Here is a 21,052-nt window from a genome sequence, read left to right on the forward strand (position 1 = left end):
ATTTTTTCCTTATAAACAGGTTGTTTCTCTTAATACTCAAGGATTTCTCGCAATTCCATTCTCATTTTCAATAAACTTTTCTAATTGAGAATCGTTTTCACAACTTGAATAGTGATAACCACGCTATTTTGACCATTACATGAACTTTTACCTTAACATCATAACAATTATTAAGGAAAATAAAAACCTAGTCAAAGTGGATTATTTCAGAAAATCTTCATAAGTAGAAATGAATATTCTCTATTCAATATTTTAAATTCACAAATCCATACAAACACTATATAATTTAATTATAATTAATCGATATTTTAGATGAATAGGAGATGGATTCCAATGGAACTTAGACAATTGCGTTATTTCGTAGCTGTAGCAGAACGAGAACATATTTCCGAAGCTGCCGAGTCATTGCACGTTGCTCAATCTGCTGTTAGTCGACAAATTGCCAATTTAGAAACTGAACTAGGAACAGAGTTATTCGAACGAATTGGCAGGAATGTCAAATTAACGCCGATTGGCAAAGTTTTTTTAGAACATTCTTTAATCGCATTAGAAGCAATTGATTTCGCAAAAAAACAAATTGATGAATATCTAGACCCCGAACAAGGTACGATTAAGATTGGTTTTCCAACAAGTTTGGCCAGCTTCTTATTACCGACCGTTATTTCCGCTTTCAAAAAAGAACATCCGAATGTTTCTTTCCACCTACGACAAGGTTCATACCGCTACTTAATTAATGCCGTAAAAACACGCGAACTAAATTTAGCTTTCTTAGGTCCTGTCCCTAAAAAAGATGAAACGATCGACACTAAAATCCTTTTCACTGAAAAGATTTCGGCATTATTACCCGCCAATCATAAATTCGCACAGAAGGCGGAGATCCAACTTGCTGATTTAAGAGAAGAACCATTCGTTCTCTTCCCACAAGGTTACATATTAAATAAAGTAGTCGTCGATGCGTGTAAATCTGCCGGTTTCGCACCTAATGTGACTTCTGAAGGTGAAGACATGGATGCTTTGAAAGGTTTAGTGGCTGCTGGCATTGGCATTACGTTGTTACCTGAAAGCGCCTTTTACGATTCAACGCCTAGAAGAACTGTTCGAATCAACATTTCAGAGCCAAACTTCACGCGAAATGTCGGGGTTGTCTTCCCTGTCAGCCGTGATTTAGCGCCGTCTGAACAGATTTTCTTAGATTTTGTCACAGATTTCTTCTCTCGACTAACTCAATTTGGTTAACTCAACAGAAAAAGGACTTCAGCGATCATTCGCCGAAGTCCTTTTCATTTGAATTATTCTTTTACAGGTACTACAGAACCTTCCCACTCTTCATTAATATAATCTTGAATTTCTTTAGAGTGTAGAGCTTTCATTAGTTCTTTAATTTCTTTTTTATCTTCGTCGCCTTTACGAACTGCGATTACGTTTACATATGGTGATTCGCTATCTTCAATTGAGATTGAATCTTTCGTAGGTGTTAAACCTGCATCAATTGCGTAGTTAGAGTTGATGATTACTGCATCGCCTTCTTCATTTTTGTACATTTGTACTAACATTTCAGGAGCAGTTTTCGCATCAATTTTTAAATCTTTCGGGTTTTTGTCGATATCTTTAATTTGAGCAGCATCTTTATTTACGCCCTCTTTAAGCGTGATTAAACCTTTTGTTTCAAGAAGCGTTAAAATACGACCTTGGTCAGCTACAGAGTTAGAAATTAGAATTGTAGCGCCTTTTGGAAGATCTTCTAATGTTTTATGTTTTTTAGAGTAAATTCCGATTGGCTCGATGTGAACGCCACCAGCGCTTACGAAATCATAGCCATTATCTTTAATTTGTTGCTCTAAATATGGTTTGTGTTGGAAGAAGTTTGCATCTAAATCTTTTGATTCTAAATCTTTGTTCGGTAAAACGTAATCTTGATACGTTTCGATATCTAATTTAATGCCTTCTTTTTCTAAAATCGGTTCAGCTTTTTCTAGAATTTTTGCATGTGGCACGTTAGAAGCACCAATTGTTAATGTTGTTTCTTTACCATCACCAGAATCTTTATCTGAACCACAAGCAGCAAGACTTAGCGCTAATGCTCCTGTTAAAATACCAGCAAGTAATTTTTTCGAGTTTTTCATGTGTCATTTCCCCTTTGTGTTTGTTATATTTTTCGCTTTCGCGTTATTGCTATCGTTTGTCGATCTTCGCTGTAATGAAATCGCCAATCCATTGAATAATGAAGACGATGACTAATACAAATACTGTTGCTACAAAAGTGACATCATTTTGTGAACGTTGGAATCCATCCATAAATGCTAAGTAACCTAAACCACCAGCTCCGATAATACCTGCCATAGCTGTGTAACCAATTAAAGCGACAGCTGTTACAGTAATACCAGAAATTAATGCTGGAAGTGATTCCGGAATTAACACTTTCCAAATAATCGTTGGTGTAGTTGCACCCATTGATCGTGCCGCTTCAATAACTCCTTTATCAATCTCTTTCAATGCAATTAATACCATACGAGCGTAAAATGGCGCTGCACCAATGATTAATGCTGGTAATGCGGCATTTGCTCCACGAATAGAACCCATTAGGAATGCTGTGAATGGAATTAATAAGATAACTAATATAATGAAAGGAATCGAACGGAAAATATTTACGACTGCTCCAGTTAAGAAATTCACGACTTTATTCGCCCATAATTGATGTGGCGCAGTTAGAAATAGTAGAATCCCTAGTGCTAAACCAATAATGAATGTCGCAATTGTTGAAATAGCCGTCATATACAATGTGTCTAAGATTGCTTCCCACATATTCTCCCAATCAACATTTGGGAATAATTTTTCAATACTATTCATGTGTTAGCACCTCCGACTTAATACCTTCAGCAGCAAGGTAAATTACCGCTTTCTCCACTTCTTCATCCGAACCTGCGATTTGGACAATTAGCGTGCCGTATGGGCCACTCTTAGTTGGTGAGATGTTACCGTGCACGATATTTACTTCTACTTCAAATTGACGAATTAGCTTCGTAATAATCGGTTGTTCTGTCGTTGAACCAACGAAGAATAACTTGATTAATTTACCTTTTGAATATTGTTCTTTCATTTGTTGAATCGATTCTTTATGACCTGCAGTATCCGTCACTTGTTGTACGAATTTCTGTGTCACTAAAGCTTTTGGTGATTCAAACACTTGAAGAACATCCCCTTGCTCCACTACTTTACCCGCTTCCATAACCGCTACTCGATTACAGATTTTGCGGATGACATGCATCTCATGTGTAATTAAGATAATCGTAATATTAAGTTTTTCATTTACACTTCTTAGTAAATCTAAAATCGCATCCGTCGTTTCCGGGTCTAACGCGGAAGTTGCTTCATCACATAGAAGAACTTCTGGATCATTCGCTAACGCTCTCGCAATACCGACACGTTGTTTTTGACCACCTGATAATTGGGATGGGTATGCTTTTTCTCTTCCCGTTAATCCGACTAGCTCGATTAATTCTGCTACTTTCTTTTTGCGCGCTTCTTTCTTAACACCTGCTACCTCTAAAGAGAAAGCAATATTATCTTCAACTGTACGAGACCATAGTAAGTTGAAATGTTGGAATACCATACTAATTTTATGGCGAGCATTTCTTAGTTTCGCACCTTTAATTTTTGAAATATCTTCACCGTTCACAATTACTGAACCTGAAGTTGGTTTTTCTAGTCCGTTGAATAAACGGATCATCGTACTTTTACCTGCTCCACTGTATCCGATAATGCCAAAGATTTCTCCATCTTGGATTTTCAGATTTACCTGATCTACGGCTGTTAGTGGACCATTTGAAGTTTTGTATTGCTTCGTTACATCGTTTAATTGAATCAAAATTATCCCACCTTACCGTATTTTAATAACAAAAAACCCTTCTACAAAGATAAGTAGAAGGGTTTAATCATACACAAATATGCTAAACCGTTCTCTCATCTTTCAAGATATAAAATCTTGAGTGACTTGGCACCATTTCACATACGTGACGGTTGCCGGGCTTCATAGGGCACTATCCCTCCACCTCTCTAAATAAGAGTAACGACATCAGTTCATTTAGTTATTGAAGCAACTTTACCATTGAAGACTTAAACAGTCAATACTTTTTAGATAACTTTTCAAATATATTTGGTACAGATTGGAAAGCATACACTTTTTCAACAACTTCTCCATCTTGTGAGATTAGTAAACACGGTACACTTTCAACTTCATACTCTACCGCTAACTGCTCCATATAATTGAGGTTCGCCTTCCCCATCGGAATATTTGTAACTACTTGTTCCGTCACATCCATCAATCTCGAAGCGACTTGGCAAGTACCGCACATCGGCGTATATAAATAAAATGCAGTTTTGCCATTCGCCGATTTCTGTTCTTCCCATTGTTCTTTTGACCATTCTTGCATTGAACTCATCCTTTACTTAATAAAAATCCACGTTTCACCGCGAAGCCAGCATCTTGTAAAACTCTCGCCAAATGTTTTCTCGGCGTTTGTTCTACACCGCCATATACTGACCGCGTATATAAATGATTTGATTCAGGATAGACACTATTGAAAAGTTTTCGATGTTTTTTCCCCATCTCATCTTCGTCGAAAAAAGCATAAAATTCGCAGCACTCAAATGGTTCAAGCATTTGCTCTATTCTATTTCGACTAAAAGTGCCATTTGTACAAATGATTTCAACATACTCATCTAAAATTGGTTGAAGCTTTAACTTATCTTGCCTACCTTCAACAATAATCACTTGATCCGTTACCATCTGACATCCCTCCAGCAATCATTTATCCCTATCTTATTTATAGCATAATTTGAACAATAGATTAAATGAATCGATTGTAAATTTTTCGCAAATAAAAAAAGCCACTCTTGAAAGAATGACTTTTTCAAAAAGAAATTATTCTCCAATAACTTCTTCGTATTGTTCAGCAGTTAATAATGCTTCTAAGTGTGCTGCATCTGAAGGTTTAACAACAACCATCCAAGCTTTTTCGTATGGTGATTCATTTACGAATTCTGGGCTATCTTCTAAATCTTCGTTTGATTCAACAACAGTACCTGAAAGTGGTGCATATAATTCAGAAACAGTTTTTACTGATTCAACACTACCGAATGGTTGATCAATTGTAATTTCGTCGCCTACAGCTGGTAGTTCAACGAATACGATATCTCCTAATTCAGATTGTGCGAATTCTGTAATACCAATACGAACATTACCGTCTTCTTGTAAAACCCACTCATGCTCTTTTGTGTAACGTAAATTAGTTGGAATACTCATTTTTATTAACCCCTCCATGAATTATGTATAGTAATTTTATCTATATTGTTACATATATTGTGCATAAAAACAAGTCTTTCTAGTCGTTTTTCCAATTTTCTACAAAATCAGATTCTTTAAAGCCAAGTGTGATTTGTTTTCCGTTAAAAGAAATCGGACGCTTAATAAGCATACCATCTGACGCTAAAAGCTCAAATTGTTCGGATTCTGGCATATTTGGTAATGAATCTTTCAATTCTAACTCTCGATACTTCATGCCAGAAGTATTAAATAATTTCTTTAAAGGAATGCCAGTCGCATCTACCATTTCTTTTAATTGAGCTGCGCTAGGTGTTTCTAAAACAATATCCTTCGCCTCAACATCGATTCCTTCATTTTTAAACCAAGCCAATGCTTTTCTACATGACGTGCATTTTGGATAGTGGTAAACCGTAATTGTCATAACCGCGCTCCTCTGCTTATTGATACCTTCATTGTATGAAAAATTTCCACATTAAGCAATTCGTTTCCATTCAAAAAGACAAAAGAAATACCCAGCATATTTCCACTGAAAATACCCGGGTTTCTACCTATTATAATATATGCACTTACGCTGTACTTTTGAGAAAGACGTTAATCCATAAATTGATTGAATAACTTCGTTTGGTCATCAAGATGCTCTGAACATTTCTCAATTGCATTATAATCACCGACTACTTCTTCGATGAATTGTTGGTTTGAATCGACTTTTTCAGAGATGGCATCACCAGCATTTTCAATCACTGTAATCTGTTCAGTAAGATCTTCAATCATCGTGCGGATATCAATAATCGAGTGATCCACATGCTGTGATAAACGTCGCACTTCAGTCGCTACTACATTGAATCCACGCCCGAATTCACCTGCTCTAGCTGCTTCAATACCTGCATTTAGCGCTAATAAATTCGTCTGTTTTGAAATATGACGGATTGTTTTAACAATATCTTGGATCGCATCTGTTTTTTCGATTAATGTGTGAATTGATTTTTGATTCTGACTTGAAATTTCAATTACTTCATGGAAATTAGTATCTAAATTTGCAGCATTCGTCTTACCCATTTTTGAAAGACCATTCAATTCATGTGACATATTTTGTAGTTCATTGGCGATCGAAATCATATCATTATTGCGGTTTGTAATATCAAATGCGATTTTCATCACACCTGTTACAACGCCTCTACCATCACGAATCGGTAAATAGGTTGCTTCTAACCAAATACTACTACCATCCGCATGCTTACGTTCAATTTTATCTTGATAACTATTCCCCAATAATAATTGACGCCAAAACTGTTCATACTCTAAGCTGTTTGCAAAAGCACTGAAGCATAATGCCGCGTGTTTTTTGCCGATCAATTGCGAAGGTGTATAACCTACTGTTTTTGCGAATTGCTCACTTGCATATGTGACAGTACGATTCGTATCAAAACGAATGACTGCTAAATCTTTCTCTAAAGCTTGGATCAATAAATCATTAGAAGTTTTTTCACTTTTTTCTAATACGCCTAACATTTCCTAACTTACCCCCAAAATCGATACTTTTTAACTGTTATATTTATATATTCGGTTCGATTTCGAGATTTTTTAGAACTATATTCCTAAAATTATTTTCCACCATGTAATATCATAAGGTATTTATACCCTTTATTGAATAAAAATCAATGATAAAAGAGTTTTTTGAGTAGAGGGTTTCTATAAAATAGTGAATACTAACTTATTGAATCGCGTAAAAAAGGTAGAAAATCGCATTAAATCACGATTCTCTACCTTTCTTATTCTCTGTCATGAAATTATTAAACTTCTTACGTACTTATGCAATTAAACTGTATATTTTTCTGCAGCAATTAATTGTACAGATGCTTCACGTTTTTTCGCAATAAGATTATATGGATTATTGCGCGTTAATTTACGTAATGCAGATAACATCATACGTTGGTTATCGCCTTCAGCTGCAGCAAGTAATGTATCTTTCGCTTCTTTTTCAATTTCTGCAAATGCTTCTTGAACGAAGATTTCTGTATACAATACTTTTTGCGAAGCTTTATCTAAACCGCTACGCTCGATCGCTTTCTCAGTACGTAATACAACTGATTCCATCGCGAATAATTGGTTAGCAATATTTGCGATGTTTACAAGCACTTCTTGTTCATCTTCAAGTTTCGTGCCATATGTCATCGCGGCTGTCCCTGCTGATAGTAAAGCAATTTTCTTCGCCATCTTCACAAGATATTTCTCTTGCGCTAGTGGCTCAGTCCCGATTTCCTCAGGCATCATCGATAACAACTCACCTTGTAATGCTTGCGCTTGTTGTAATAGCGGTAATTCGCCTTTCATAGCTTTCTTCATAAATGTACCTGGCACGATTAATCGGTTAATTTCATTTGTTCCTTCGAAAATACGGTTAATACGAGAATCGCGGTAAATTCGCTCTACTTCATATTCTTGCATAAAGCCGTAACCACCGTGTAATTGAACCGCTTCATCTACAATGTAATCTAAAGTTTCTGAACCGACAACTTTGTTAATTGAACATTCGATTGCATATTCTGCAATTGATGCTGCAACTGCTTTTCCGTCTTTCGCTTCTTCTGGGCTTAATTGACTTGTACGATCTTCAAAGTAGCCAACTGTACGGTAAATTAATGATTCAGCTGCATATAGACGAGCTGCCATCGTTGATAATTTCTCCTTCGTTAAGTTGAATGAAGAAATCGGTGTGTCAAATTGTTTACGACCATTTGAATATGAAATCGCTAATTCTAATGCACGTTTAGAAGCTCCGACTGTACCTACCCCTAATTTATAACGACCGATATTTAAAATATTGAATGCGATGATATGGCCACGGCCTGCTTCACCTAGAAGGTTTTCTACCGGAACTTTCGCATCTTCTAAAATCAATGTACGCGTTGAAGATGATTTAATCCCCATTTTCTTCTCTTCTGCACCTGTTGATACGCCATCATAGTTGCGTTCTACGATGAATGCTGAGAATTGATCACCATCAATTTTCGCATATACTACGAATACATCCGCAAATGCTGAGTTAGTAATCCACTGTTTTTCACCGTTTAAAATATAGTGCGTACCTTCAGCATTTAATTTCGCTACTGTACGAGCGCCTAATGCATCCGACCCAGAGCCTGGTTCAGTTAATGCGTAGGCAGCTAATAGTTCACCTGACGCTAGTTTTGGAAGGTATTTTGCCTTTTGATCATGATTACCGAATAGTACGATTGGAAGTGAACCAATCCCTACGTGAGCACCGTGAGTGATTGAGAAACCACCTGCTGGTGACATTTTTTCAGCGATTAAAGCTGAAGAAATTTTATCTAAACCAAGACCTTCATATTCTTCCGGAACATCTGCTGCTAATAAGCCTAGTTCCCCTGCTTTTTTCAATAATGTTACTGAGTGTTCAAATTCATGATTTTCTAAGTTTGGCACTAATGGAATTACTTCATTTTGAACATAATCATCCGTTGTTTTTGCGATCATTAACTGCTCATCTGTGAAGTCCTCTGGTGTAAATACATTTTCGAATGCTACATCCTCTGTTAAAAAACTGCCGCCTTTTACTAATTTCACTGTGTTTTCTGTCATGATAATTCCTCCTCAATAATTTTTATTAAAGCATTTCGAATACGCCTGCTGCGCCCATTCCGCCGCCGATACACATCGTTACGACACCATACTTTTTGCCTTGTCTTTTTAATTCATGTAGAAGTTTTAAAGTTAATACTGTTCCTGTTGCGCCAAGTGGATGTCCTAGTGCGATTGCGCCACCATTTACATTCACTTTATTTAGATCGATGCCAAGCTCTTTGACAACTTGAATCGATTGCGATGCGAAAGCTTCATTAATCTCCCATAAATCAATATCTTCAATTGATAAACCAGCAATTTTTAATGCTTTTGGAACAGCTACAATCGGGCCAATCCCCATAATTTCTGGAGGTACGCCACCTACTGCAAATCCTAAGAATTTCGCCATCGGTTTTAACCCTTGTGCTTCGGCTTCTTCTCGGTCCATTACTAATACTGCTGCTGCACCGTCTGAAGTTTGCGAAGCATTACCTGCTGTTACACTACCTTTAACATTAAAGGCTGGACGTAATTTCGCTAATGTTTCGACAGTTGTTCCTACACGAACCCCTTCATCCATTGCGAATGTAGATTTCTTCTCCTGCAGTTGATTTTGATCATCTACGAAGCGATCTACGACTTCAACTGGCACGATTTCATCGACGAACTTACCTTCTTGAATCGCTTTCGCAGCAAGTTCATGTGAGCGAACCGCAAATGCATCTTGCTCTTCACGTGTCACTTCATATTTCACCGCTACTGCTTCAGCTGTATGACCCATTCCGATATAGTACTGCGGCGCTTCTTCTGCTAATTTCGCATTCGGTCGCACGACATTCCCCATCATCGGCACCATACTCATCGACTCGACGCCACCTGCAATAATTGCAGTAGCATGACCTAGCATGATTTTCTCAGCTGCATAGGCAATTGATTGTAAACCTGATGAACAGAATCGATTGACTGTTACTGCTGCAGTTGTATCTGGAAGTCCTGCAATAGCACCGATATTACGTGCCACGTTCAAACCTTGCTCCGCTTCAGGCATTGCGCAACCGATAATTAGATCCTCCACATCACCTGAGTAGTTCGCTCGTTTTAATGTTTCTTTTACTACTAGTCCAGCTAAATCATCTGGACGAACATTTCTTAATGAACCTTTTTTTGCTTTGCCGACAGGCGTTCTCGCACCTGCTACAATAACTGCTTCACGCATGATGTTTCCCCCCTATTAGTTACGCAATGGCTTCCCTTTAACAAGCATATGTTGCATACGCGCTTGTGTATTTGGTTGAGCTACTAATTCTAAAAACGCTTTTCTCTCTAAATCTAATAAATATTGTTCATCAACTAGCGTACCGTACGGAATTTTACCACCTGATAGTACCGTTGCAATTTTCTTCGCAATTTCTACATCGTATGGCGATGCAAATCCTGATTTCATCAAGCCGTCCGCACCTAGTAATAATGCCGCGTAGCCTGGTTCACCTGACATCGGTACTTTTTCACGCATTGGCGCTTTGTACCCTGCATCATGTAAACCGATTACTGCTTGTTTCGCATCATATAATTGGTGATCCGGGTTAACGCTTACGCTATCCGTGAAGTTTAAGAAGTTTAAATCTCTAGCTTCTTCACCAGATGTCGATGTTTGAGCTGTTGCGATTTTTTCGAAAACAGCGATTGCCACTTTGATTAAATCGATTTCGACACCTTTTGGCATACCTTTAAGATGCTTCATATAAAGCTCTTTATTCCCGCCACCACCAGGTAGTAATCCGACACCCGCTTCTACTAATCCCATATACGTTTCAGTAGTTGCTTGAATATGAGCAGCTGGTAAGCAAACTTCTGTCCCGCCACCTAAAGTCATTCCGAATGGTGCTGCTACGACTGGCTTTTGACTATATTTAATACGAAGCATACCTTGTTGGAATTGCTTAATAATATAATCCAGTTCAAAAATATTATCATCCTGCGCTTCCATGAGAATCATCGCTAGATTGGCACCTACAGAGAAGTTCTTCCCTTGGTTTCCGATGACAAGACCTTTATATTCATCTGAAGAATCAATTAAATCTAAGGCATGTGTCAGCATTTGCATAATATCAAGTCCGAGTGCATTTGATTTTGAGTGGAATTCTAATAGTAGAACACCATCACCAAAGTCGATGACACTCGCGCCTGAATTCGACTTCAAGACGCCTTGTTTTTTCTTATATTGTTTTAAGTCGATTTCCTTTTCATTTTTAGGAATCGCTACATAGCCAGTGCCATTGTAGTAAGATGGAACGCCTTCGAATTCTTGATAGAATGAAGTGAAACCTTGATCTAGTAGACCTTGAACGAATGCAGGGATTTCAATTCCTTCTGCTTTCATTCGTTCCACCGATTTCTCTACACCAATCGCATCCCAGATTTCAAATGGCCCTTGTGACCAGCCGAATCCCCAACGCATCGCTTCATCCATCGCTACGATGTCATCCGCAATTTCTCCGTACATTTCAGCTGAATAAACGATTGTTGGAACGAGAATGCTCCATAGCAATTCGCCTACGCGATCATCCGCATATACAAGTGTTTTCACACGATTTGCTAGACCTTTTTGCTGCTTCGCCATTTCCATTGAAGGCGTTTTCAATTTCTTCGTCGGCTCGTATTCAAATGTTTCTAAATTCAACTCAAGAATTTCTTTGCCCTTTTTAACGAAGTATCCTTGACCTGATTTAGCTCCTAGCCAACCTTGATCTACCATCTTTTGCATATGTTCTGGTACTGCAAATACCGCTTGTTCTTCACCAGTTGTTTGGTGATAAACCGTATTCGCTACATGGATGAAAGTATCTAACCCTACTACATCAAGCGTTCTTAATGTCGCTGATTTAGGTCTGCCGATTGCTGGTCCTGTAACAGAATCTACTTCCCCTACAGAGAAACCTTTTTGCTTCATTACTTGCAATGTTTTAAGTAAACCGTAAGTGCCGATTCGATTCGCGATAAAGTTCGGTGTATCCTTTGCAATAACTACGCCTTTACCTAATGAATCTTCACCGAATTGCTTCATGAAAGCTAGCACTTCAGGATTTGTTTTTTCTGATGGAATTACTTCTAGTAACTTCAAGTAACGTGGAGGATTAAAGAAGTGAGTTCCTAAGAAATGCTCTTGGAAATCTTCTGATCGTCCTTCCGCCATTGCATTAATGCTAATGCCTGAAGTGTTCGACGTAATAATTGAACCTTGTTTTCGTACATTGTCTATTTTTTCATATAATGATTTTTTAATCTCAAGATTTTCAGTTACTACTTCAATAATCCAATCTACATCAGATAGTTTTTCTAAATCATCCTCTAAATTACCTGTTTGAATTAAATTAAGACTTCTCTTTGTAGCTAGCGGTGCTGGTTTCTGTTTAAGTAACTTTTGAACTGCACTATTTGCAAATTTATTGCGAATCATCGGATGTTCTATTGATAATCCCTTCGCTTTTTCTGCATCAGTAAGCGTTGGCGGTACAATATCTAATAAATACGTATTAATTCCACAGTTTGCTAAGTGTGCTGCAATTCCTGAACCCATAACGCCCGACCCTAAAACTGCGGCTTTCTGTATATGTCTTACCATGAACAACTCGCCCCTTCCACCTTGAATGAATAATCATTCATTTTTGATTTAAAAAAAATAGCCATTGGCTTATAAACCCATTCTATTCCAATTCAAATATGATTGCAATGAAAAAATACGTTTTTTCTAATAAAAGTATCAATACGCTTACTAATACAGATTTTTTGTTTATCGATTGTTTTCGAATCGTCTTACTACCCCTTTTTATGAAAAGAATGTAAACTGAAGTTATATAGGAGGGATTTCTATTATGAAACCAATTACAACAGTTGAACAATTCAACGAACTTATCTCTACAGATCAAAAAGTATTAGTGAAATTTTACGCAGGATGGTGCCCAGATTGTACACGTATGAACATGTTCATCGATCCAATCATCGAAGAGTACACTCAATTCGATTGGTATGAACTAAATCGTGATGAGCTTCCAGAACTTGCTGAAAAATATGATGTTATGGGGATCCCAAGCTTACTTATTTTCCAAAACGGCGAGAAATTAGCACACTTACACAGTGCAAACGCGAAATCTCCTGAACAAGTTACTGACTTCTTAAAAACACAAATTTAATAGCACTCACAACTTAGAAAAAGCGAAATTCATGCGTGGCATGGTTTCGCTTTTTTAATGAGTAAATTATTTTATTGGAGGTTCGTTTATGGATGAAAAAGATTTATTAATCGCTGAATTAGAGAACAAGCTAAAGTATATGGAAGAAATCATCCGGACGATGGATGTGCCAATTATAGAATCCGTCTTAACGCGGACGATTTTAATGCCGATTACGGGGCACCTATTTCCAACACGAATTGAAATGATTGATCAACATCTCTATAAATATTTAGATGAACATCGATTAGTTCAAATAATCATTATTGATTTCACAGCAATTTCGCAACGCTATATCGCCTTAATTGATGGTGATACACTCTCTGCTGCGTTGGCCAACTTGAATCAAACCCTTCAAGTAATTGGCATTCGAACAATCTACACAGGTTTTCAACCAGAAGTTGCCTACACTTTTATTAATTCTGGATTTTCTCAAAAACTCGAAACTTATCCAACGTATCGCAACGCAGTTCTGAAGTTAGTAGCCGAGGGTCAAGGCATTGAGTGAATTGCGATTAACCGCAAGAAATCAGCATGATTCAACAGTACGCCAAAGTTACAGAGCTTCTGCTTGTGGCCCGACAGCTGTGGCAACGATCCTTGATTACTATGAAATCCAAAACATCTCCATTAATCAGTTATACAATGAATTACACTGTACGTCCATTGGACTTCCAAGTCGTTTTCTAATTCATTTTTCAAAAAGGATTTTAGGATTTCCATGGCAAATTCAGCGCATCAAATTATTTCAAGCCTTACATGAAATACAATGTAAACGCCCAGTACTGCTGAAGTTCGATCGCTATTTCACGTTCAAATTTTGGCGAAAGTCCTATTTTTCATATCATTGGACTGTTCTCGTTGGCTATGAATGGCAGCGGGACTCCCTACATTTAATTGTGGAGGATTTAGGTACACCATCCAGAGCGAGTCGCCGCCACATAATCCCTTATAAACCGCATGAGCATGCACTTACTTTTGTACAATTCACACCTCTCCTAGTTTCAAAAAAGTGATTTTTAGGTATATTACTTAAAAAAATTTTTAATTAGGAGAGGTGTTCCCTATGGGTTCCATGCAGGATGCCGAGAGGGCGATTTTACTGGAGTTTCCTCAAGAAGAATTGCTACAACAAACACTGTACGATCTTCATATGAATGACCATACGACAAATGTTTTCAAATCTGAAACGATGTTTGCCTTAACGAATCTACACTTGTATATTTGTACAATTGAAGATGAAAAGACCGTGATTGAATCATTTCCATTCAATGAAATTCAAGCTGTATTTCGAAGAACACGTATTTTGAGTGGTGAAGAAATCATTTTCTTTACGGATCAAGGCCGTCAATCGCTTTCGCATATTGAGGAAGGTTGCCCGATTTCCTTTATGCATGCTGTTCAGCAAAAGCTTGGTCGTTCATTTTCTTCGCCAGCATAATTTACTTTTTCTCATAAAAATGTTTACTTATGTCATTTTAAAGGTATATGAATATACAAAACAAAACGACGAGGTGAACATCTATGGAAAATTTAAAAATTGCGTTAGACCGAATGAATCCCTATTTGAACAGGGGTGAACGTATTCAAAGTAGCTTATTAGGCATGTTTAATTTTGCTACTTCAACTCCACAAAAAGGTATTCTCTACGCTACAAATGAACGAATTTGCTTATTCTCTGAGGAGAATTTTTCTGTACTCGATTACTACAAAATTGACGCCATTGAATCCGACGAAATGATTTCAAATGAATTAACACTTCATTACGGCGGTCAAATTCATAAAATTTCATTGATTGAAGAAGGCGATACTTTAGCTTTCAACCACTTTGTACTAGATCGTATGGAAATTAAATCATAAGAAAAACTGTTCTCCTTCAAATCAAAACTTTGAGGAAGAACAGTTTTTTTGTTATAGAAATACGCCAATTGCAGTGAAAATAGCAATGATGACTGCTGCAAAAACGAGGATTAGTACATTCGTTTTATCTTTCTTCAATTTATATTCTCTATAAGCAATCAGTAAGAAAGCGACGCACATAATAATATTAATAATCGGTAATAGTTCAAACTGCTTTGTAACTAATGTGTAGACACTTAATAGCGCACTAATTACACATAATCCAATGTATGTGGCTTTCATGTTGCCCCTCCTTATTTCATCAACGAGGTAGCGTGGCGAACAACTAATGAATACTCCTGTTCTGTTAATCTGTTTAAACACGCATGATCCCAAGTAGGTAATGCTAAATCTGAAATTTCCGTATCAATTTCGATATCTGTTTTAATACGTGCTAACTCTAAAGATAGTTTCAACATTTCATAATCTGTTTCGATTTTTTTACGTTGACCAGCAGTTAAAAGTTCAATTGATTCTACAACACCTTGTACAGTTCCGTATTTTTGGATTAACTGTAGTGCCGTTTTTTCTCCGATTCCTTTTACCCCAGGGTAGCCATCGCTCGAATCACCCATGAATGCTTTTACATCCGCAAAACGTGAAGGTTCAATGCCGTATTCTTCTGTAAATCGCTCCACCGTATACGGATTGTATTCTGAATAACCTTTTTTCGTAAGCGCGATTGTTGTATTCGGATTTAATAATTGAAGCAAGTCACGATCTCCACTAATGACAGTGATTTTCGCTTCATCCTTCCACTTCTCTACTAATGAACCGATTGTGTCATCCGCTTCCATGCCTACTTGGCCAAAGTTTTTCCAGCCAATCATTTCCGAAATCTCTCTCGCCAAATCGAATTGCGGCTTCATCTCTTCTGGTGGCTCTGGTCGATTTGCTTTATAGCCATCGTACAATTCATTTCTAAAAGTTTGTGAGCCCATATCCCAGCAAACGGCTAAGTGAGTTGGCTTCATGATCGATTGCGCACTTAATACGTGACGCGCGAATCCTTGTACACCATTCGTCGGCGTTCCGTCTGATTTTCTGAAAAATTGATTAAATACTGCTGTCGCATGGTATGAACGGAATAAAAGCGCCATGCCATCAACAAGCATAATATGTGGTTGTGTCATTGTAATCTCCTCAAGTCTTTTTCTATAGTATAGCAAATATAAAACAGGATGCCCCATTAAGTGAGTCACCCTGTCGATTTAATAAATAGTTGTTTGTAATTCAATTTCAACATTGCCACGAATCGCCTTAGAAATCATACACGTTTTTTCTGCTTTTTGTGCTAACTTTTCAGCCATCGCAAATTCACGTTCTGTAGCTTCTTTGGACAATTCAATTTCAGGTTGATGAATGATTTTTTCGTACGTGAAAACACCATTCGTCACATCGACAATCCCTTGAGATTTCAGTGAAAGTTGAGCAGGAATTATTTTTGCTCGCTCCAACATTGCTGCTAGTGAGATTAAATAACACGTCGCTGCTGCTCCAAGTAACATCTCATCTGGATTCGTCCCAATTCCAGGACCATCCATCTCTTTCGGAATCGAAATTTCAGTTTTCAACTGCCCTGCATCAATTGTCCCAACTGTATTTCTTCCTCCTGGCCAAGTTGCTGATAAATTAAAAATATGCGCTGTCATAAGTTTGCTCCTTAATTTGAGAATGGATAGTATCTTTGATTTTCGGGATCAAAAGCATAGCGATACGTTTTATTTCCTTTTTCCAAAGCGACTAAATAAACTTCCTTCCCTTCATACGTACGAATCATCGAATCATAATCGCGATCTTTAATGACTTTTCCACCTTCAGTTCGAATAATTAATTTTTGAGCATCCTCATATTTTGTACTTGGGATTTTACTATGGAAAACAAATGGTGCTGCCACTAATAATATGAATCCAATAATAATTATTGCATATTTTTTTCTAAAATTACTTGATTCAAGTAACACAAAATACGCGATAAAAAATGCGATATTGCCAATAATAATGTATTGAATTAGATCATCCAGTCCATTGATATAATTATATGGTTTCCCCATAAAGTAAAAATAAATAATTTCGATTAATGAAAGTAAGATGATGCCAAGTAATAATTTATTCCTCTTAGTCAAATTCTTCACCTCTACAGTTTTTTGCAAAATTCTAATTCGCTCCTCTAATAGAATTATGTCATAATAAAACAAACAATCCAATTATAGAGAGTTGGTTTTACATGAACATATTCAAAAAAATAATAATTGTTATAGCAATCTGTTTAGTAATTGGTAGTGGGTATATTTATTTTTCACCAGTTCCAACAGCAGCACTCGTTCATCAACTATTTAAAAATGGTGTTGCCGTCCCTCCAAAACATTATACTTCAATTGAAGCCCAAACAAAGCGATTTAATCATATTGATTACGCGTCTGAATATGATGACGGTCAACTCGACATAGTTGTTCCCAAAAACGTTGATACGCCTTTACCTACAATTTTATGGGTGCATGGTGGCGCATATGTTGGTGGTGACAAAAAGGATGTTACCGAATATGCTGTGCAACTCGCGGCAAAAGGTTATGCTGTCATCAATATGAACTATGAATTAGCGCCATCTGCTAAGTACCCTACTCCTCTCAAACAGATGGATGAGGTATATGCATTTTTAATTGCTAATAGTCAGAAGTACAATTTGGATTTGAACAATTTATTCATTGCAGGTGATTCTGCAGGCGCTCAAATTGCGAGTCAGTATATTAATATTCAAGTGGATCACGACTACGCCAAAAAAGTAGGATTCCAACAAGTGATTGAGCCTTCGACAATCCGAGGAGCTTTACTATTTTGTGGCCCTTATGATTTAGCCGCTTTTGCAAATACGGGCAGTAGTAAGACATTAAATTTCATTTTTGACCGGATCGCATGGGCTTATATTGGTGAAAAAGATTGGCGAAATGCCGAAGCTACAAAGCTCGCTTCATTGACAGATACCGTTTCAAAAAATTATGTACCTTCTTTTATTACGGATGGCAATAGTGGCTCATTTGAAGATCATGGTAAAAAACTTGGAGCGATTTTAAAATCTTATGCGATTCCAGTTGAAGAAGTTTACTATCCATTGGATGAAGCAAAATTGGAGCATGAATATCAATTTAAGATGGATACGAAGCAAGCACAAGCTACTTTTGATTCCTTACTAAAATTCACGAAAGAACAATCATCATAATAAAAAGCTGCAACTCATTAAGAGTTTGCAGCTTGTTTTTTGTTAGCTCATTTCTTTCGTTGGGCCCATTACTGGCGGAACTGGTAATGCCGCTTGACGAATCAACACAGTCATTTGACCTCGGTGATGTGTTTGATGGTCAATCATATTACGTAAAATACTGCCGATTGCTTCAGGACCTACGAAGCCATCTACTACTTTTTCTAAATCTGCATCTGTTAATTTTGTCGCTTGTTCAGCTACACCTGCCGCACATTTCTCATATGCCGCTTTTAATTCCGCTACTGTTTTAGGCGCAGCATCGTGCTGACCTGGAGCTGGAAGTGAAAAACCTACTAAATGGCCATAAGCACCCATTGCTCCTACTAAATGCCATGATAACCAACCTAACGTATTATGACCTTCAACGATTGCTTGATCCAACTTCTCATCTTTCAAAGACTCGATTACCTTCATAGTCCCAGCTGATGATACGTTCCAATCCTTAATAAAATCATCTACTTTACGATACATAGTTGCTCACTCCTTCTCATTTCTACTATCTATTCTACCGAAAAATGAATGAAAAATCGACTTTTATCATCTTGACAAAATATTTTTTTGGAGGCGTTTACATTTTAAGGATTGTCTAGTAGATTTTTTCAATAATTAGGGTATTATTTTATATAACGTAAAATAGAAGGGGTGTTCAAATATGACAAATTGGGATTTTGAATATGATGTAATTGTCGTTGGTTCGGGAGCTTCTGGCTTTGCTGCAGCCATTACTGCAAAAAATGAAGGACTGAAAACATTATTAATCGAGAAAGAGAAAGTTTTCGGCGGTGCATCTGCTCTTTCTGGTGGTGGCGTATGGGTGCCGAATAACCGCTACTTACAAGAAGCTGGTGTGGCAGATTCATATGAAGAAGCGAAAACTTATTTGGATTCAACTGTTGGTGATCGCGTTTCAGATGAGATGAAAGAAACCTATTTAAAACGCGGCATTGAAATGCTCGATTACTTACATGGCGCAAGCAAACATTTGCGCTATTCCTATGCGAATAACTATTCCGATTACTATCCACATCGCGATGGCGGTAAAGGTCACGGCCGATCAATTGAACCACTTATTTTCGATTTGAATGAATTGAAAGATTGGAAAATGATTATGCGCCCTCCTGCAATGGATACAAAAGGCTTTGTCATGAACGGCCAAGATTTCCATAAAGTCAATATGATTACACGTACTTGGGCTGGTAAATTCCGCTCACTAACACTCGGTTGGCGTTTAATTCAACATAAGGTTTTCAAAAAAGAATTAGCGGCACTTGGCCAAGCATTGATCGGGCGACTTGCGCTTGCATATAAGGAGCTTGATGGAGAACTTTGGGTAAATTCCGCATTCAAAGATTTCATTTATGAAAATGATCGCGTAATCGGTATTATGATTGAAAAACATGGCAAACCATTTACTATTAAGGCGAATCGCGGTGTCATTTTAGGATCTGGTGGCTTCTCTCGCAATCAACAATTCCGCGAGCGTTTCCTACCTGCTCCGACAAAAATGGAATGGTCTTCTTCTCCAGAAGGTCAAACAGGTGATATTATTACACCCGCAGAAAAACTTGGCGCTAAATTTGATTTAATGAATCGCGTTTGGGGCGCCCCTTCATTCTTAGATCACAATGGGAATCCGTTCTTCTTAGTAGCAGACCGTGGGATTCCAAGCATGATCATCGTCGATCAAGAAGGAAATCGTTTCGTAGATGAGCCGACTCCTTACCATGAATTTGTCGATGTCATGTATGAGCATAATGCCGAAAAACCTGGAAAAGCAATTCATTCATGGCTGATTCTCGATAAACGTACGAAGAAACGCTATATTTTTGCTGGCCAATTCCCTGGTCAAGATTTCCCGAAAGAATACTATGATGCTGGTGTTGTGTTGGCTGGCGATTCGATTGCAGAACTTGAGAAGAAGATGGACGTCCCAGTAGGGAATCTAACCGCAACAGTGGATCGATTCAACGGATTTGCTCGTGAAGGTGTCGATTTAGACTTTGGGCGAGGCGAGAATGCGCATGACCGCTACTATGGTGACCCCACTTTGAAAAATCCGAACTTGGATACAATCGAGCATGGTCCTTACTATGCTGTGCGTGTATTCCCTGGCGATATCGGTACGAAAGGCGGCGTAGTTATTGATCGATTCGGTCGTATTATGAAAGAAGACGATACACCAATTGCTGGAGTTTATGCGATTGGTAACTGCTCTGCTTCTGTAATGGGCGAATCTTATCCTGGCCCTGGCGCTACATTAGGCCCTGGTATGACGTTCGGGTACATTGCTGCGAAACATTGTTTAGAACAAATTAATTAACTTCCATTAATTTCATAATTCTGTTCATATTCAGTTCACAAACCTCCTTCATAATAGGAGTAGTCTTATTTTGAAAGGGGTTTGTTTTTCTTGAAATCAAAAGAACTTAAGTTTTTACATATCATGGGTATATTAGATGGTATTTCACTATTAGTATTATTAGGCCTTGCAATGCCATTAAAATATTTTGCTGATTTTCCAATTGCAGTACGTATTACAGGTAGTATCCACGGTGCGATTTTCGTCACTTACTGTGTAGCCATTTTAATCGTTCAATTAAAAATTCGTTGGAAATTCCGTTATAGTTTAATTTCCGGTGCAATTGCATTCATTCCTTTTGGAAACTTTGTATTTGACCGCTTCATTAAACAATACGACCGCGATTTACAAAAATAAATATGAAAAGCTGAAGCTATGATTTTACTCGTAGCTTCAGCTTTT

At 37.6% G+C, this 21,052-nt stretch carries 25 protein-coding genes and 1 riboswitch; of the genes, 9 read left to right on the forward strand and 16 right to left on the reverse strand.

Going from position 1 to position 21,052, the window contains the following annotated elements; translation table 11 throughout:
- The first annotated feature begins 333 nt into the window (after nt 1–333).
- Nucleotides 334–1,236: a glutamate biosynthesis transcriptional regulator GltC gene (gene gltC / locus DF281_RS01995; protein WP_109348565.1), complete on the forward strand. Its 903-nt coding sequence runs from the start codon at nt 334–336 to the stop codon at nt 1,234–1,236.
- A 53-nt stretch (nt 1,237–1,289) separates the two neighbouring features.
- Here gltC and DF281_RS02000 read toward each other — a convergent pair whose 3' ends face one another.
- The 11 genes from DF281_RS02000 to DF281_RS02050 all read right to left on the reverse strand — a co-directional run bounded on the left by DF281_RS02000 (nt 1,290) and on the right by DF281_RS02050 (nt 12,527).
- Nucleotides 1,290–2,123, reverse strand: a complete 834-nt coding sequence (locus tag DF281_RS02000) for a MetQ/NlpA family ABC transporter substrate-binding protein (protein WP_109348566.1) — start codon at nt 2,121–2,123, stop codon at nt 1,290–1,292.
- A gap of 49 nt (nt 2,124–2,172) precedes the next feature.
- A complete protein-coding gene (locus DF281_RS02005) occupies nt 2,173–2,847 on the reverse strand; it encodes a methionine ABC transporter permease (protein ID WP_109348567.1) in 675 nt (224 codons plus the stop codon).
- Nucleotides 2,840–3,865, reverse strand: a complete 1,026-nt coding sequence (locus DF281_RS02010) for a methionine ABC transporter ATP-binding protein (protein ID WP_109348568.1) — start codon at nt 3,863–3,865, stop codon at nt 2,840–2,842. Before DF281_RS02010 ends, DF281_RS02005 begins: the two co-directional genes overlap by 8 nt.
- A gap of 92 nt (nt 3,866–3,957) precedes the next feature.
- Nucleotides 3,958–4,064: riboswitch (SAM riboswitch) on the reverse strand.
- Between the two features lie 57 nt (nt 4,065–4,121).
- Nucleotides 4,122–4,430, reverse strand: coding sequence for a thioredoxin family protein (locus DF281_RS02015; protein ID WP_109348569.1), 309 nt, complete (start codon nt 4,428–4,430; stop codon nt 4,122–4,124).
- A gap of 5 nt (nt 4,431–4,435) precedes the next feature.
- Complete coding sequence (locus DF281_RS02020; protein WP_109348570.1) at nt 4,436–4,786, reverse strand: toprim domain-containing protein; 351 nt, start codon at nt 4,784–4,786, stop codon at nt 4,436–4,438.
- A gap of 135 nt (nt 4,787–4,921) precedes the next feature.
- Nucleotides 4,922–5,302, reverse strand: a complete 381-nt coding sequence (gene gcvH, locus DF281_RS02025) for a glycine cleavage system protein GcvH (protein WP_109348571.1) — start codon at nt 5,300–5,302, stop codon at nt 4,922–4,924.
- Between the two features lie 79 nt (nt 5,303–5,381).
- Nucleotides 5,382–5,744: an arsenate reductase family protein gene (locus tag DF281_RS02030; RefSeq protein ID WP_109348572.1), complete on the reverse strand. Its 363-nt coding sequence runs from the start codon at nt 5,742–5,744 to the stop codon at nt 5,382–5,384.
- 170 nt (nt 5,745–5,914) lie between these two features.
- Nucleotides 5,915–6,832 (reverse strand): methyl-accepting chemotaxis protein, encoded by a 918-nt coding sequence (locus DF281_RS14935; RefSeq protein ID WP_109348573.1) that lies wholly within the window; start codon nt 6,830–6,832, stop codon nt 5,915–5,917.
- 306 nt (nt 6,833–7,138) lie between these two features.
- Nucleotides 7,139–8,923: an acyl-CoA dehydrogenase family protein gene (locus DF281_RS02040; protein WP_109348574.1), complete on the reverse strand. Its 1,785-nt coding sequence runs from the start codon at nt 8,921–8,923 to the stop codon at nt 7,139–7,141.
- Between the two features lie 25 nt (nt 8,924–8,948).
- Entirely contained in the window at nt 8,949–10,121 is a 1,173-nt protein-coding gene (locus DF281_RS02045) for an acetyl-CoA C-acetyltransferase (protein WP_109348575.1), read from the reverse strand.
- A gap of 15 nt (nt 10,122–10,136) precedes the next feature.
- Nucleotides 10,137–12,527 carry a 3-hydroxyacyl-CoA dehydrogenase/enoyl-CoA hydratase family protein gene (locus DF281_RS02050; protein WP_109348576.1) on the reverse strand — a complete coding sequence of 797 codons (2,391 nt, stop codon included), beginning with the start codon at nt 12,525–12,527 and terminating at the stop codon, nt 10,137–10,139.
- Nucleotides 12,528–12,777: 250 nt separating this feature from the next.
- On the opposite strand from DF281_RS02050, the gene DF281_RS02055 reads away from it, so the two are divergent.
- The 5 genes from DF281_RS02055 to DF281_RS02075 all read left to right on the forward strand — a co-directional run bounded on the left by DF281_RS02055 (nt 12,778) and on the right by DF281_RS02075 (nt 14,994).
- Entirely contained in the window at nt 12,778–13,095 is a 318-nt protein-coding gene (locus tag DF281_RS02055) for a thioredoxin family protein (RefSeq protein ID WP_109348577.1), read from the forward strand.
- 88 nt (nt 13,096–13,183) lie between these two features.
- Nucleotides 13,184–13,642: an STAS domain-containing protein gene (locus DF281_RS02060; protein WP_109348578.1), complete on the forward strand. Its 459-nt coding sequence runs from the start codon at nt 13,184–13,186 to the stop codon at nt 13,640–13,642.
- On the forward strand, nt 13,635–14,150 hold the full coding sequence (locus DF281_RS02065; protein ID WP_109348579.1) for a cysteine peptidase family C39 domain-containing protein: 516 nt from the start codon (nt 13,635–13,637) through the stop codon (nt 14,148–14,150). Before DF281_RS02060 ends, DF281_RS02065 begins: the two co-directional genes overlap by 8 nt.
- A gap of 50 nt (nt 14,151–14,200) precedes the next feature.
- The gene (locus DF281_RS02070) at nt 14,201–14,575 is read left to right on the forward strand and encodes a hypothetical protein (protein WP_109348580.1); all 375 of its coding nucleotides are present in this window, start codon (nt 14,201–14,203) and stop codon (nt 14,573–14,575) included.
- Between the two features lie 83 nt (nt 14,576–14,658).
- Complete coding sequence (locus tag DF281_RS02075; protein WP_109348581.1) at nt 14,659–14,994, forward strand: PH domain-containing protein; 336 nt, start codon at nt 14,659–14,661, stop codon at nt 14,992–14,994.
- 51 nt (nt 14,995–15,045) lie between these two features.
- Here the strand turns inward: DF281_RS02075 and DF281_RS02080 are convergent, their stop codons facing one another.
- The 4 genes from DF281_RS02080 to DF281_RS02095 all read right to left on the reverse strand — a co-directional run bounded on the left by DF281_RS02080 (nt 15,046) and on the right by DF281_RS02095 (nt 17,167).
- The gene (locus DF281_RS02080) at nt 15,046–15,276 is read right to left on the reverse strand and encodes a hypothetical protein (protein WP_109348582.1); all 231 of its coding nucleotides are present in this window, start codon (nt 15,274–15,276) and stop codon (nt 15,046–15,048) included.
- Between the two features lie 11 nt (nt 15,277–15,287).
- Nucleotides 15,288–16,166 (reverse strand): 5'-3' exonuclease, encoded by an 879-nt coding sequence (locus tag DF281_RS02085; protein ID WP_109348583.1) that lies wholly within the window; start codon nt 16,164–16,166, stop codon nt 15,288–15,290.
- Nucleotides 16,167–16,244: 78 nt separating this feature from the next.
- A complete protein-coding gene (locus DF281_RS02090; protein WP_109348584.1) occupies nt 16,245–16,685 on the reverse strand; it encodes an OsmC family protein in 441 nt (146 codons plus the stop codon).
- A gap of 11 nt (nt 16,686–16,696) precedes the next feature.
- Entirely contained in the window at nt 16,697–17,167 is a 471-nt protein-coding gene (locus DF281_RS02095; RefSeq protein ID WP_243735824.1) for a hypothetical protein, read from the reverse strand.
- Nucleotides 17,168–17,259: 92 nt separating this feature from the next.
- Between DF281_RS02095 and DF281_RS02100 the strand changes: the two genes are divergently transcribed.
- Nucleotides 17,260–18,249, forward strand: coding sequence for an alpha/beta hydrolase (locus DF281_RS02100; RefSeq protein WP_109348585.1), 990 nt, complete (start codon nt 17,260–17,262; stop codon nt 18,247–18,249).
- Nucleotides 18,250–18,291: 42 nt separating this feature from the next.
- Here the strand turns inward: DF281_RS02100 and DF281_RS02105 are convergent, their stop codons facing one another.
- A complete protein-coding gene (locus DF281_RS02105; RefSeq protein ID WP_109348586.1) occupies nt 18,292–18,762 on the reverse strand; it encodes a DinB family protein in 471 nt (156 codons plus the stop codon).
- A 181-nt stretch (nt 18,763–18,943) separates the two neighbouring features.
- On the opposite strand from DF281_RS02105, the gene DF281_RS02110 reads away from it, so the two are divergent.
- Nucleotides 18,944–20,611 (forward strand): FAD-dependent oxidoreductase, encoded by a 1,668-nt coding sequence (locus DF281_RS02110; protein ID WP_109348587.1) that lies wholly within the window; start codon nt 18,944–18,946, stop codon nt 20,609–20,611.
- 90 nt (nt 20,612–20,701) lie between these two features.
- Nucleotides 20,702–21,007: a DUF3817 domain-containing protein gene (locus DF281_RS02115; protein WP_256595762.1), complete on the forward strand. Its 306-nt coding sequence runs from the start codon at nt 20,702–20,704 to the stop codon at nt 21,005–21,007.
- Nucleotides 21,008–21,052 lie beyond the last annotated feature (45 nt).

Origin of the sequence: Kurthia zopfii, from assembly GCF_003143955.1 — a bacterium.
Taxonomy (GTDB): Bacteria; Bacillota; Bacilli; order Bacillales_A; family Planococcaceae; genus Kurthia; species Kurthia zopfii.

Bases quoted from the DNA above. Each gene is read 5' to 3' on its own strand.
- gltC (WP_109348565.1), top strand. From the start codon at position 334: ATGGAACTTAGACAATTGCGTTATTTCGTAGCTGTAGCAGAACGAGAA.
- DF281_RS02000 (WP_109348566.1), bottom strand. From the start codon at position 2,123: ATGAAAAACTCGAAAAAATTACTTGCTGGTATTTTAACAGGAGCATTA.
- DF281_RS02005 (WP_109348567.1), bottom strand. From the start codon at position 2,847: ATGAATAGTATTGAAAAATTATTCCCAAATGTTGATTGGGAGAATATG.
- DF281_RS02015 (WP_109348569.1), bottom strand. From the start codon at position 4,430: ATGCAAGAATGGTCAAAAGAACAATGGGAAGAACAGAAATCGGCGAAT.
- DF281_RS02020 (WP_109348570.1), bottom strand. From the start codon at position 4,786: ATGGTAACGGATCAAGTGATTATTGTTGAAGGTAGGCAAGATAAGTTA.
- gcvH (WP_109348571.1), bottom strand. From the start codon at position 5,302: ATGAGTATTCCAACTAATTTACGTTACACAAAAGAGCATGAGTGGGTT.
- DF281_RS02030 (WP_109348572.1), bottom strand. From the start codon at position 5,744: ATGACAATTACGGTTTACCACTATCCAAAATGCACGTCATGTAGAAAA.
- DF281_RS14935 (WP_109348573.1), bottom strand. From the start codon at position 6,832: ATGTTAGGCGTATTAGAAAAAAGTGAAAAAACTTCTAATGATTTATTG.
- DF281_RS02040 (WP_109348574.1), bottom strand. From the start codon at position 8,923: ATGACAGAAAACACAGTGAAATTAGTAAAAGGCGGCAGTTTTTTAACA.
- DF281_RS02045 (WP_109348575.1), bottom strand. From the start codon at position 10,121: ATGCGTGAAGCAGTTATTGTAGCAGGTGCGAGAACGCCTGTCGGCAAA.
- DF281_RS02050 (WP_109348576.1), bottom strand. From the start codon at position 12,527: ATGGTAAGACATATACAGAAAGCCGCAGTTTTAGGGTCGGGCGTTATG.
- DF281_RS02055 (WP_109348577.1), top strand. From the start codon at position 12,778: ATGAAACCAATTACAACAGTTGAACAATTCAACGAACTTATCTCTACA.
- DF281_RS02060 (WP_109348578.1), top strand. From the start codon at position 13,184: ATGGATGAAAAAGATTTATTAATCGCTGAATTAGAGAACAAGCTAAAG.
- DF281_RS02070 (WP_109348580.1), top strand. From the start codon at position 14,201: ATGGGTTCCATGCAGGATGCCGAGAGGGCGATTTTACTGGAGTTTCCT.
- DF281_RS02075 (WP_109348581.1), top strand. From the start codon at position 14,659: ATGGAAAATTTAAAAATTGCGTTAGACCGAATGAATCCCTATTTGAAC.
- DF281_RS02080 (WP_109348582.1), bottom strand. From the start codon at position 15,276: ATGAAAGCCACATACATTGGATTATGTGTAATTAGTGCGCTATTAAGT.
- DF281_RS02085 (WP_109348583.1), bottom strand. From the start codon at position 16,166: ATGACACAACCACATATTATGCTTGTTGATGGCATGGCGCTTTTATTC.
- DF281_RS02090 (WP_109348584.1), bottom strand. From the start codon at position 16,685: ATGACAGCGCATATTTTTAATTTATCAGCAACTTGGCCAGGAGGAAGA.
- DF281_RS02100 (WP_109348585.1), top strand. From the start codon at position 17,260: ATGAACATATTCAAAAAAATAATAATTGTTATAGCAATCTGTTTAGTA.
- DF281_RS02105 (WP_109348586.1), bottom strand. From the start codon at position 18,762: ATGTATCGTAAAGTAGATGATTTTATTAAGGATTGGAACGTATCATCA.
- DF281_RS02110 (WP_109348587.1), top strand. From the start codon at position 18,944: ATGACAAATTGGGATTTTGAATATGATGTAATTGTCGTTGGTTCGGGA.